Source organism: Amycolatopsis tucumanensis, from assembly GCF_021654135.1.
Classification (GTDB): Bacteria; Actinomycetota; Actinomycetes; order Mycobacteriales; family Pseudonocardiaceae; genus Amycolatopsis_E; species Amycolatopsis_E tucumanensis.
The window spans coordinates 71096-82462 of record NZ_JAKGSD010000006.1 but is presented as its reverse complement, the minus strand read 5'-3'; the positions used below and the strand labels follow the sequence as shown (position 1 = coordinate 82462).

The following is an 11367-nucleotide window of genomic DNA, read 5'->3' as shown; positions in this document are numbered from 1 at the left end:
CGGGTGACCGCAGCTGCACCAACGGACGCCGACCTCATCGCGGCGCATGCGTCGGGGGATCCGCACGCGTTCAGCGAACTGGTCCGGCGGCATCGGGACCGCATGTGGGCGGTGGCCCTGCGCACCCTGCGCGACCCCGAGGAAGCCGCCGACGCCCTGCAGGACGCCTTCATCTCCGCCTTCCGCGCCGCCGCGAACTTCCGCGCGGAATCCCAGGTCACCACCTGGTTGCACCGGATCGTGGTGAACGCCTGCCTGGACCGGGTCCGGCGCAGGCAGGCCCGTCCGACGGTGCCGCTGCCGGAGACCGGCGTGAACGAGCCGGCCACGCCGCGGGACTCGATGGCCGACCGGGAGACCCGGTTGGTCATCAAGGAGGCGCTCGCGCAGCTGCCGGAGGACCAGCGGATGCCGATCGTGCTGGTCGACGTCGAGGGGTACTCGGTCAGCGAGACCGCGAAGATGCTCGGCATCGCGGAGGGCACGGTGAAGAGCCGCTGCGCCCGCGGCCGCGCCAAACTCGCCAAAGTTCTCGGCCATCTCCGGAACCCGGATGCATTAGCGAACGTCCCAACTCCCGAAAGCAAACGGGAGCGCGGCGGCCGGTCTGGGGCACAGCGCGAGAGGGAGGGACGATGACGGACGAGAGTCGGGGGATCGAGGCCGCCGGCCCGCCCTGGTCTGTCGACCTGCTCGCGGACCTGCACGCCGGCGTCCTGGACGACGACGAAGCCGCCCGCCTGTGGCCGCTGGTGCAGGCCGATCCCGAGGCACGCGCGATCATCGAGGCGCTGGAGGCGACCACTGCCGACCTGGCTGAGCTGAGCGCGGACGTCCCGCCGATGCCGGCCGAGTTCGCGGCTCGCCTGGACGCCGCGATCGCCGAGGAGTCGCGCCGCGCGTTCCCACAGCAGCAGCAGCCGGGCGTGGCGCCGGTGGTGAGCCTGGACGCGGCCCGCCGTCGCCGCAACAAGCGCATCGGCTGGATCAGCGGGGTGGTGGCCGTGGCCGCCGCCGCGGTGGCCGCCGTCGCGATCGCCATCCCGGGTGGCACGTCGCCGTCGCCGGGCAGCAACGTGGCCGCGCCCCCGCCGGGTCAGAGCGCGCCGCAGCCGCCGCTGAACCTGCGCAGCGACCAGGCCGCGAGCGCGGTCGGCCAGATGCAGGGCACGTTCGACTACGGCCCGCTGGGCAACGCGGACGCGCTGCAGACCTGCCTGACCGCCGCCGGCTTCGCCGACACCGCCAAGCCGATCGGCGTCCGCCAGGGCTCCATCGACGGGCAGCCGGCCGTGCTGACGCTGCTGACCACCGGCCAGCTGGCGAAGTTCCGGCTGGTCGCGTTCGCCCCGACCTGCGGCGCGGGCAACGCCGGGGTGCTCTTGGACAAGGTGATCGGCTGATCTGCTTTTTGAGGCGGCCGCCGGCCGGCACCGCCGCGGGTTCTCAGGAGCCCCCTCGCGAGGACAGCGCCGACGTGGTGAACCGGCGTTCATGAGGAGGCGATCCCACAGCGAGGGGGCTTCTGAGGTTCCGCCACCCGCACCGCCAAGCAAGCCACGACCTGTGGATTTCCGCGACACGGGCGACGCGTGTCACGCCGGGAACACTGGACCCTACGATCGTGTTGAGCCTGGTACGCAGGTCACGACGAGCGGAGGTCTACGGGTGGCAGCGGAAAACGTTCGGAACCTCATCATCGTGGGGTCGGGTCCGGCCGGGTACACGGCCGCGGTGTACGCCGCGCGTGCCCAGCTCGAACCGCTGGTGTTCGAGGGTTCCCAGTTCGGCGGCGCGCTCATGACCACCACCGAGGTCGAGAACTACCCCGGCTTCCGGGACGGCATCCAGGGCCCGGACCTGATGGAGGAGATGCGCAAGCAGGCCGCGCGCTTCGGCGCGGAGCTGCGCGCCGAGGACGTGGAGAAGCTCGAGCTGGAGGGCGACGTCAAGTACGTCACCGCCCACGGCACGCGTCACGCGGCCAAGGCCGTCGTCCTCGCCATGGGTTCGGCCGCGCGCTACCTCAACGTGCCCGGTGAGCAGGAGCTGCTCGGCCGCGGTGTCTCGGCCTGCGCGACCTGTGACGGCTTCTTCTTCCGCGACCAGGACATCGCCGTGCTCGGCGGTGGCGACTCCGCCATGGAGGAGGCCACCTTCCTGACCAAGTTCGCCCGGTCGGTGACGATCGTGCACCGGCGCGAGGAGTTCCGCGCCTCCAAGATCATGCTCGAGCGCGCCCGCGCGAACGAGAAGATCAAGTGGGCGCTGAACAAGCAGGTCGTCGAGGTGCTGGGCGACACCACCGTGTCCGGCCTGAAGCTCAAGGACACCGTCACCGGCGAGGAGTCGGTGCTCGACGTCACCGGCTTCTTCGTCGCGATCGGCCACGACCCGCGCAGCGAGCTGGTCAAGGGCCAGGTCGAGCTGGACGCCGAGGGTTACGTCCTGACCAAGGGCCGCACCTCCTACACCAACCTGCCGGGCGTCTTCGCCGCGGGCGACCTGGTCGACCACACCTACCGGCAGGCCATCACCGCCGCCGGCTCGGGCTGCTCCGCGGCCATCGACGCCGAGCGCTGGCTGGCCGAGCACGCCGGCAACCCCGAAGCCGAGATCGCGCCCGAACTGGTGGGCGGCGGCTACGGCTCCGCGAACTGAACTCCAAGCTCGTACCAAGTAGGGAGATGAAATGTCCGACACCGTCAAGGTGACCGATAAGTCCTTCGCCGACGACGTTCTGACCAGCGACAAGCCGGTCCTGGTCGACTTCTGGGCGACCTGGTGCGGGCCGTGCAAGATGGTCGCCCCGGTGCTCGAGGAGATCGCCGCCGAGCACAAGGACAAGCTGACCGTCGCGAAGCTGGACATCGACGAGAACCCGGGCACCGCCCGCGACTACCAGGTCATGTCGATCCCGACGCTGATCCTGTTCCAGGGCGGCAAGCCGGTGAAGCAGATCGTCGGCGCCAAGCCGAAGGCCGCGCTGCTGTCGGATCTGTCCGACGTTCTCGCCTGACGAAGGCAACCCGGACCCGGGGGTAAACGTCTTCTACGGACGGCCCCCGGGTTTTTCCATGCTCACCCGCCCGGATGACGCACCGACCGGCCCTACGCGGTCACGGAGAGTCCTCAGGGCAGAATGGGTACCCGAGGTTAGCCCGGGACTGTTTGTGCCGCATCGGTTTTTGATCGATGCCCAAGGAAAGAGCGAGGAGTGCATGCGGGTGCTCCGCCGCGGCGACGTCGGGGACGACGTCGCTGAGATCAGGTCGATGCTGGCCTCGATCGGTCTGCTCCGGCCGGATGCCGGCAACCTGTTCGACCACGAGGTCGAACGGGCCGTCCGCGGGTTCCAGCAGCGCCGAGGGCTGCTCATCGACGGCGTCGTCGGCCCGGCCACCTACCACGTGCTGCGCGGCGCGACCTTCCACCTTGGCAGCAGGCCGCTGGCCTACCTGATCTCCTCGCCGGTGCACGGCGACGACGTGTTCGCGCTGCAGGACCGGCTGACCGAGCTGGGCTACGACGCCGGCCGCCCGGACGGCATGTTCGGCCCGAAGACCGAGCACGCACTGCGCAACTTCCAGCGCGACTACGGCCTGGTCATCGACGGCATCTGCGGCCCGGCGACCGTGCGCGCGCTGCGGCAGCTCTCCCCGCGTGCCCGTGGTGGCCGCCCGGTGCTGCTGCGCGAGCAGGAGCAGGTCCGCCAGTCCGGGCCGCGGCTGCGTGGCAAGCGGATCGTCATCGACCCCGGTCACGGCGGCGCCGACCCGGGTGTGGAGATCGGCGGCCTGCGCGAGGCCGACATCGTGTGGGACCTGGCGCGCCGTCTGGAAGGCCGGATGAAGGCCACCGGCATGGAGGCGCTGATCTCGCGTGGCCCGGACACCGGGCCCGCGGAGGCGGAGCGCGCCGCGTTCGCCAACAACGCGGGCGCCGACCTGTTCCTGTCGCTGCACTGCGACCGCAACTCCTCGCCGCACGCGCAGGGCGTCGCCTCGTTCCACTGGGGCAACGGCCTGGGCACCACGTCGACGGTGGGTGAGCTGCTGGCCGGCTACCTGCAGCGCGAGGTGGCCGCCCGCACCGGTCTGCTGGACTGCCGGACGCACGCCAAGACCTGGGACATCCTGCGGCTGACGCGGTGCCCTGCGGTGCGGATGGAGATCGGCTACCTGAGCAACCCCGGCGACCGGGCGAAGCTGTCCGACCCGGCGTTCCGCGACATCGTCGCCGAGGGCATCCTGATCGCCGTCAAGCGCCTGTACCTGCTCGGTGAGGGCGACCAGCCGACCGGCACGTTCACGTTCGCCGACGTGCTCGCCCACGAGCTGGCGAAGGCCGAATAAGCCCACTCGTTCACAGCAGTTGTCCACAGAAACCTGTGGACAACTGCTGCCTTGTGGACCGTTTCTGTGGATAACTCCGTCTACGCGCGGGCTGTGCTGGGCTCGGCTGTGGTGATGGTCACCTGGCCGAGGAGCCGCTCCAGCGCCGCTTCGACGTCTTCCTTCCAGGACAGCGCCGACCGGATCTCCAGGCGCAGCCTGGGCCACTTGGGGTGCGGGCGCACGGTCTTGAACCCGACCGCGGTGAGGAAGTCGGCCGGGACCACGCAGGTGTGCCCCAGCAGCTCGTTGTCGGCGTCGTCCGGGCTCGCGTCGCCGAACGCCTCGATCGCGCGCACACCGCGGCGCGTCATGTCCTTGGCGACCGCCTGGATGAGCGTGCGGCCCAGCCCGCCACCGCGGAACTCGGGCAGCACCTGGAAGCTCGTCAGCAGCACCGCGTCCGCGCTGGGCGGGGACGTGGGGAAGGCGACCGAGCGCGGCACCAGGTTCGGCGGGGCGTACAGCACGAACCCGACGGGCAGCGAGTCGCTGTAGATGATGCGGCCGCAGGAGCCCCACTCCAGCAGCACCGAGGAGACCCAGGCCTCCTTCTCGACCTCGGTCTGGCCGAACTCCTCCGCCTGCGCGCGCAGGTGCGGCGCGAGCTCCCAGTACACGCACCGGCGGCAGTTCTTGGGCAGGTGTTCCAGGTTGTCGAGGGTGACGCCCACGACTCGACGCGACACCTGATCCCCTCCCCGGATTTCGCGGCGGCCGGCCCGACGTGGAGCAGGGCGTGGCGTACCGCCGCAGCCTGCTCGGCCGCATTTGAGGATAGGCGTCTGTGACCCGCGCCGGAAGGCCGGGAATATCACAAGGACGAGTGGTTACACTCGGGAAACTGACCATTCGACAGAGCGAAGTGCGATGACTGCGAATCCACCTGAGCACACTGGCCGCCGAGACCTCGATCCCCACCTCGCCCGTTACGCCGCCCGCACGGCAGGCATGACGGCGTCGGAGATCCGAGCTCTCTTCGCGGTGGCCAGCCGCCCGGAGGTGGTTTCGCTCGCCGGCGGCATGCCGAACCTCGCCGCGCTCCCGCTGGACAGCCTGTCCTCGCAGGTGGGGGAGATCATCGCGGAGGACGGCCTGGTCGCGCTGCAGTACGGCTCCGCGCAGGGCGTGCCGGTGCTGCGCGAGCAGATCTGCGAGGTCATGGCGATGGAGGGCATCAACGCGCACTCCGACGATATCGTGGTGACCGTCGGCTCCCAGATGGGCCTGGACATGGTCACCCGGCTGTTCTGCGACCCTGGCGACGTCGTGCTTGCCGAGGGGCCGTCCTACGTGGGCGCGCTGGGCTCGTTCGCCGCGTACCAGGCGAAGGTTGTGCACGTCGTGATGGACGACCAGGGGCTGGTGCCGGAGGCGCTGCGGGAGGCACTCGCGGCCGCCGAGAAGGCCGGACAGCGGGTCAAGTTCCTCTACACGATCCCGAACTTCCACAACCCGGCCGGCGTGACGCTCGCGGTCGAGCGGCGCGCCGAGATCCTCGCGATCTGCCGCGCGCACGGCGTGCTGGTGGTCGAGGACAACCCGTACGGGTTGCTCGGCTTCGACGGCCAGACCTACCCGGCGCTGCGGTCGCTCGACCCGGACAACGTCGTGTACCTGGGCTCGTTCTCCAAGACGTTCGCCTCCGGCCTGCGGGTCGGCTGGGTCCTGGCGCCGCACGCGGTGCGGGAGAAGCTGGTGCTGGCCGCCGAGTCGGCCACGCTGTGCCCGCCGAGCCTCAACCAGATGATCGTGTCGCGGTACCTGGCCACGCACGACTGGAAGGGCCAGATCAAGACCTTCCGCGAGAACTACCGGGAGCGGCGGGACGCGATGCTCTCCGCCCTGGAGCAGCACCTGCCGTCCGGCTGCAGCTGGACGAACCCGGACGGCGGTTTCTACGTGTGGGTGACGGTGCCGGAGGGCGTCGACACCAAGGCGATGCTGCCCCGCGCCGTCACCGCCCGGGTCGCGTACGCGTCCGGAACCGGTTTCTACGCCGACGGTTTCGGCAGCAGGCAGATGCGGTTGTCGTACTGCTACCCGACGCCCGAGCGGATCAAGGAGGGCGTGCGTCGCCTGGCCGCGGTGCTCGAGTCCGAAATGGACCTGGTGCGCACGTTCGGTAACGTCAGCATGCGCGCGATCCCCGGCCCGGAGACGCCGTCGCCGGACACGGCCTGATCGCCGCGCTGCTGAGTCCTATTTAGACTGTTGATTGAGGAGAGTGCCGGCGTGGTTATGCCGACCGTCGCCGTTCTCGCGGGCGGGCTTTCGCATGAACGCGATGTCTCGCTGCGGTCCGGCCGCAGGCTGTCCGCCGCGCTGCGGGAGCAGGGGCTGACCGTCGAGGAGTGGGACACCGACGCGGGCCTGCTCGACCGGTTGCGGTCCGAACGGCCCGACGCGGCCGTCGTGGCACTGCACGGTGGCCAGGGCGAGAACGGATCGGTGCAGACCGTCCTGGAGATGCTGAAGGTGCCGTACGTGGGCACCAGCTCGCGCGGGTGCCGCCGGGCGTGGGACAAGCCGACCGCGAAGGCCGTGCTGTCCGCCGCCGGGTACGCGACCCCGGACTGGGTCGTGCTGCCGCACAGCACCTTCCGGGAGCTGGGCGCGCAGGGCGTGCTGGATGCGATCGTCGACCACCTGGGCCTTCCGCTGATCCTCAAGCCCGACCAGGGCGGGTCCGCGCTGGGCGCCCAGGTCGTGCGGGACGCCGCCGAGCTTCCCGCCGCGATGGTGGGCTGCTTCGCGTACGGCGACACCGTGCTGGCGGAGCGGCTGGTCGAGGGTGTCGAGGTCGCGGTGGCGGTCGTCGAGCGGGACGGGGAGCCGGAGGCGCTGCCCGCCGTGGAGATCGTGCCGGAGAGCGGTGTCTACGACTACACCTCGCGCTACACCGCGGGGCTGACCGACTTCTTCGCCCCGGCCCGGCTGCCGGAGCCGTCCGCCAAGGCAGTCGGCGAGCTGGCCGTCGCCGCGCACAAGCTGCTCGGTCTGCGGGACATCTCCCGGACCGACGCGATCGTGACCGCCGACGGCACGGTCCAGTTCCTCGAAGTTAACTCGTCGCCGGGCCTCACCGAGACGTCGACCGTGCCGATGGCGATCGAGACCGCGGGCACGTCGCTCGGCGCCGTGTTCGCCGATCTCGTCGCGCGGGCGATCCGCCGGTCCGCCTGACACGTCCCCGGAACCACTGAGGGCCACCTTCCCGAGCGGGAGGTGGCCCTCAGTGTTGTCAGATCAAATCATCACCGTGACGAAACGACCTGGTGTCATTCCTCATCGGTTCGCAGCGCCTGATTTGCCCGATTCGGGTCCATGATCGAGACGATTCGCTCCAGATCGTCGATCGAGCCGAACTCGACGACGATGCGCCCCTTCCGGCGGCCGAGGTCGACCTTGACGCGGGTGTCGAAGGTGTCCGACAGCCGGTTCGCCAGATCCTGGAGACCGGGCGCCTGCATCGCCTTGCGGGGAGCGGCCTTCGGCTTGGCCGGCGCCTCGCTCTTCTTGAGAGTCACCGCCTCCTCGGTCGCGCGGACCGAGAGCCCCTCGGCGACGATGCGCGTCGCGAGCTCCTCCTGCTGCTCCGGATCTTCGAGCGAGAGCAGCGCCCGGGCGTGCCCGGCGGAGAGAACCCCGGCGGCGACGCGGCGCTGCACGGGGAGGGGGAGCTTGAGCAGCCGGATGGTGTTGGTGATGACCGGGCGGCTGCGGCCGATGCGGGAGGCGAGCTCCTCGTGCGTCACCTCGAACTCGTCGAGCAGCTGCTGGTAGGCGGCCGCCTCTTCCAGCGGGTTCAGCTGGACGCGGTGGATGTTCTCCAGCAGCGCGTCCCGCAGCATCGCTTCGTCGGCGGTCTGCCGGACGATGGCCGGGATGTTCTCCAGCTCGGCCCGCTGGGACGCACGCAGACGACGCTCGCCCATGACCAGCTCGTACTCGCCGCCGCCGAGTTCGCGGACGACGATCGGCTGCATGAGGCCGAACTCGCGGATCGAGTGCTCCAGCTCGGCGAGGGCGTCCTCGTCGAAGACCTGCCGCGGCTGCTTCGGGTTGGGCTTGACCGAGCTCGTCGGGATCTCGCGGTAGACGGCGCCGGCCACCTCACCGCTGGGGACGACCTCGCTGTTGGCCGCGAACCAGTCCTTGTCACCGTTGCGAGACGGCGCCTCCGGGCGAGCCGGCGCACTGGGGGTGTTCTCGCCTGCGGGCGGTCCGGTCGGGATCAGCGCGGCCAGGCCACGCCCCAGGCCACCCCTGCGTTCGGTCATAACGTGCCCCTCCTCGATCCGTTGCTGCTGCCACGCTCCGCGAGTTCGCGAGCCGCATCGACGTAGCTCATCGCGCCCCGCGAACCCGGGTCGTACGCCAGCACGGTCTGGCCGTAGCTGGGCGCCTCGGACACCTTCACGTTGCGGGGGATGACGGTCTTGAGGACGACGTCGCCGAAGTGGTCGCGCACCTCGGCGGTCACCTGGTCGGCCAGCTTGGTGCGGCCGTCGTACATGGTGAGGAGGATCGTCGAGACGGAGAGGCTGGGGTTGAGGTGCTTCTGCACCAGCTCGATGTTGCTGAGGAGCTGCCCGAGGCCTTCGAGTGCGTAGTACTCGCACTGGATCGGGATGAGCACCTCACGGGCGGCGACCATCGCGTTGACCGTGAGGAGGCCGAGCGAGGGCGGGCAGTCGATGAAGACGTAATCGACGCCGAGCTGGTCGACCACCTCCCCGGTGAGCGCCTCCTTCAGCCGCGATTCGCGGGAGGGCATCTCGACGAGCTCGATCTCGGCGCCGGCGAGGTCGATCGTCGCGGGGACGCAGAACAGGTTGGGGGACTGCTCGCTGACGGCCATCGCCTCGCCCAGGGGGAGGTCGCCGAGGAGGACGTCGTAGATGGAGGGGGTGCCGGAGCGGTGGTCCACGTTGAGCGCGGTGCTGGCGTTGCCCTGCGGGTCGAGGTCGATGACGAGGGTCTTGAGCCCGTGCACCGCGAGGGCCGCGGCGAGGTTGACGGCGCTGGTCGTCTTGCCGACGCCGCCCTTCTGGTTGGCGACGGTCAGCACGCGGCGCTGATCGGGCCGGGGGAGGGAGTTGGGTTCCGGGTGCAGCACGCGGGCGGCGCGCTCGGCCTCTTCGGCAATGGGGGTCCAGTCTGACGCAGGCGGGGTCACCGGCCGAGCCACCTTTCCGCAATCGACGCTGTTGGTTTCACGTGGAACATGGGTCGCATCATGCTGATCTGGCCTCCACAAGCCATCCAGTACGCCATCCTGTCATCCCGCACGGCGCGGGCGACGGGCACTTCGTACGCGCTCCACCCGCACCACGGTCGTCGGCGTTTCGAGCACGCCGACCCCGCATTCAGAGACCGTTGGAGCACCCCCACCGACGCGGGCAACCGCCTTCGCATCACGGGCAACTTCGTCCCGGGCACTAGCTCCCTTGACTGCGAGCATCATGCCACCCTCCCGGACGAGGGGGAGGCACCAGCCCGCCAATCGCGCGAGCGGAGCGACGGCCCGCGAGGTGACGACGTCCGCGGTCCCGACGCGATCCCGGAGTGCCTTCTCCTCCGCCCGGCCGCGGACGACGGTGACGTCCAGTTTGATGGTCTCGGCGACTTCGTTCAACCAGTCGGCGCGCCGAGCCATGGGCTCGACGAGAACGACTTCCAGATCCGGCCGCGCGATGGCGAGCGGCACCCCGGGAAAGCCGGCACCGGACCCGACGTCGATCACCCGGACGCCGTCCGCGATCCGCTCACCGACGACGGCGGAGTTCAACAGGTGCCGATCCCAAAGCCGCTCCACCTCACGCGGTCCGATCAACCCCCGCTCGACGCCGAACCGCTCGAGCATCTCAGCGAAGGCGACGGCCTGCTCGAGCCCATCGCCGAACACTCGCCCCGCCACGTCGGGCACCGGCACCACTAGCACTCCTCGGGTTTCACGTGAAACGACCAACGCCCCCGATTCTCCACGACGCGAACATCATCGCGGGGAGGCGGACCGCAACTGTGGACGGTTTCACGTGAAACTGCCCCGAGGAGTGTCAGCGGCTGGTTCCACGTGAAACCGACGCACAGTCATAGACGCGACCCCGCCCGCGAGCCGCCGCCCGACTCGCGCGAAGTGAGCAACCTTTCGAGAGTCTCGCGTCCGCGCAATGCGCGGCGCCGGGTCGAAGCAGAGCCACCGCGAGACCCGCCAACCCGCGCGGTACCACCGCTGGGCCGCTTCACAGCAAGCCACGAGCGGGCCGCCGCTCGGACGGCGGGCGCGGGAAGAGCCACCGCTCTGACGCCGCCGGCGCACCGGGTCGCCAGCGTGAGAGAACCAGCGCTCGAAATCGCGGACATAAAAAAGGCGGCCCACCGAAGTGGGCCGCCTTCCGAGAAACCTGAACGCCTATGCGTCCGGCATCACCACGACTCGCCGCTTGGGCTCCTCGCCCTCGCTTTCGCTCTTGACGCCGCCCACGGCGGCCACCGCGTCGTGGACGACCTTTCGCTCGAAGGGGCTCATCGGCTGCAGCCGCACCTTCTCGCCCGTCGCCTTGACCGTCTCGGCCGTCGTGCGGCCCAGCTCGCTCAGCTCGGCGCGGCGGCCGGCCCGCCAGCCGGCGATGTCGAGCATCAGCCGGCTCCGAGTGCCGGTCTCCTGCTGCACCGCGAGCCGCGTCAGTTCCTGCAGCGCCTCGAGCACCTGGCCGCGTCCGCCGACCAGCTTCTCCAGATCGTCACCGCCGTCGATGCTCACGATCGCGCGGCCGCTCTCCACGTCGAGGTCGATGTCCCCGTCGTAGTCGAGCAGGTCCAGCAGCCGCTCCAGGTAGTCGCCCGCGATGTCGCCCTCGCGGACCAGCAGGTCCTCCGTCGACGAACCCGTCGCCTCCGCAGCGGGCGCCTCGTCGTCAGCGTCGATCGCTTCGACCGTCTCCGCCATCGTCATCTCCTTTCACCG

12 protein-coding genes are annotated in these 11367 nt (G+C 70.2%); 7 read left to right on the top strand and 5 right to left on the bottom strand.

All coding sequences use genetic code 11. The features are described 5' to 3' along the window. The first annotated feature begins 3 nt into the window (after positions 1 to 3). The 5 genes from sigM (at position 4) to L2C96_RS09115 (ending at position 4355) form a co-directional block, all read left to right on the top strand. Positions 4 to 639, top strand: coding sequence for an RNA polymerase sigma factor SigM (gene sigM, locus L2C96_RS09135; RefSeq protein WP_027933195.1), 636 nt, complete (start codon positions 4 to 6; stop codon positions 637 to 639). Continuing rightward, complete coding sequence (locus L2C96_RS09130) at positions 636 to 1403, top strand: anti-sigma factor family protein (RefSeq protein WP_237335839.1); 768 nt, start codon at positions 636 to 638, stop codon at positions 1401 to 1403. Before sigM ends, L2C96_RS09130 begins: the two co-directional genes overlap by 4 nt. Before the next feature lie 265 nt (positions 1404 to 1668). Then, positions 1669 to 2661, top strand: a complete 993-nt coding sequence (gene trxB / locus L2C96_RS09125) for a thioredoxin-disulfide reductase (RefSeq protein ID WP_237335838.1) — start codon at positions 1669 to 1671, stop codon at positions 2659 to 2661. Between the two features lie 31 nt (positions 2662 to 2692). After that, on the top strand, positions 2693 to 3019 hold the full coding sequence (gene trxA / locus L2C96_RS09120; protein WP_017985934.1) for a thioredoxin: 327 nt from the start codon (positions 2693 to 2695) through the stop codon (positions 3017 to 3019). Between the two features lie 202 nt (positions 3020 to 3221). After that, complete coding sequence (locus L2C96_RS09115; RefSeq protein WP_020416221.1) at positions 3222 to 4355, top strand: N-acetylmuramoyl-L-alanine amidase; 1134 nt, start codon at positions 3222 to 3224, stop codon at positions 4353 to 4355. 80 nt (positions 4356 to 4435) lie between these two features. Here the strand turns inward: L2C96_RS09115 and L2C96_RS09110 are convergent, their stop codons facing one another. Next, complete coding sequence (locus L2C96_RS09110; protein WP_027935576.1) at positions 4436 to 5083, bottom strand: GNAT family N-acetyltransferase; 648 nt, start codon at positions 5081 to 5083, stop codon at positions 4436 to 4438. Positions 5084 to 5264: 181 nt separating this feature from the next. On the opposite strand from L2C96_RS09110, the gene L2C96_RS09105 reads away from it, so the two are divergent. Further along, a complete protein-coding gene (locus L2C96_RS09105; RefSeq protein ID WP_237335837.1) occupies positions 5265 to 6578 on the top strand; it encodes an aminotransferase-like domain-containing protein in 1314 nt (437 codons plus the stop codon). A 51-nt stretch (positions 6579 to 6629) separates the two neighbouring features. Next, complete coding sequence (locus L2C96_RS09100) at positions 6630 to 7580, top strand: D-alanine--D-alanine ligase family protein (RefSeq protein ID WP_237335836.1); 951 nt, start codon at positions 6630 to 6632, stop codon at positions 7578 to 7580. A 95-nt stretch (positions 7581 to 7675) separates the two neighbouring features. On the opposite strand, the gene L2C96_RS09095 is transcribed toward L2C96_RS09100, so the two are convergent. From L2C96_RS09095 to L2C96_RS09080, 4 genes are all read right to left on the bottom strand, one after another. Further along, positions 7676 to 8677, bottom strand: coding sequence for a ParB/RepB/Spo0J family partition protein (locus L2C96_RS09095; RefSeq protein ID WP_237335835.1), 1002 nt, complete (start codon positions 8675 to 8677; stop codon positions 7676 to 7678). Further along, positions 8674 to 9576 carry a ParA family protein gene (locus tag L2C96_RS09090; RefSeq protein WP_084506005.1) on the bottom strand — a complete coding sequence of 301 codons (903 nt, stop codon included), beginning with the start codon at positions 9574 to 9576 and terminating at the stop codon, positions 8674 to 8676. Before L2C96_RS09090 ends, L2C96_RS09095 begins: the two co-directional genes overlap by 4 nt. Before the next feature lie 102 nt (positions 9577 to 9678). Further along, positions 9679 to 10335 carry a 16S rRNA (guanine(527)-N(7))-methyltransferase RsmG gene (rsmG, locus tag L2C96_RS09085; protein WP_237335834.1) on the bottom strand — a complete coding sequence of 219 codons (657 nt, stop codon included), beginning with the start codon at positions 10333 to 10335 and terminating at the stop codon, positions 9679 to 9681. A gap of 477 nt (positions 10336 to 10812) precedes the next feature. After that, complete coding sequence (locus L2C96_RS09080) at positions 10813 to 11349, bottom strand: Jag family protein (protein ID WP_020416228.1); 537 nt, start codon at positions 11347 to 11349, stop codon at positions 10813 to 10815. Between the last annotated feature and the right edge of the window lie 18 nt (positions 11350 to 11367).

Bases quoted from the DNA above. Each gene is read 5' to 3' on its own strand.
- L2C96_RS09130 (WP_237335839.1), top strand. From the start codon at position 636: ATGACGGACGAGAGTCGGGGGATCGAGGCCGCCGGCCCGCCCTGGTCT.
- trxA (WP_017985934.1), top strand. From the start codon at position 2,693: ATGTCCGACACCGTCAAGGTGACCGATAAGTCCTTCGCCGACGACGTT.
- L2C96_RS09115 (WP_020416221.1), top strand. From the start codon at position 3,222: ATGCGGGTGCTCCGCCGCGGCGACGTCGGGGACGACGTCGCTGAGATC.
- L2C96_RS09105 (WP_237335837.1), top strand. From the start codon at position 5,265: ATGACTGCGAATCCACCTGAGCACACTGGCCGCCGAGACCTCGATCCC.
- L2C96_RS09095 (WP_237335835.1), bottom strand. From the start codon at position 8,677: ATGACCGAACGCAGGGGTGGCCTGGGGCGTGGCCTGGCCGCGCTGATC.
- L2C96_RS09080 (WP_020416228.1), bottom strand. From the start codon at position 11,349: ATGGCGGAGACGGTCGAAGCGATCGACGCTGACGACGAGGCGCCCGCT.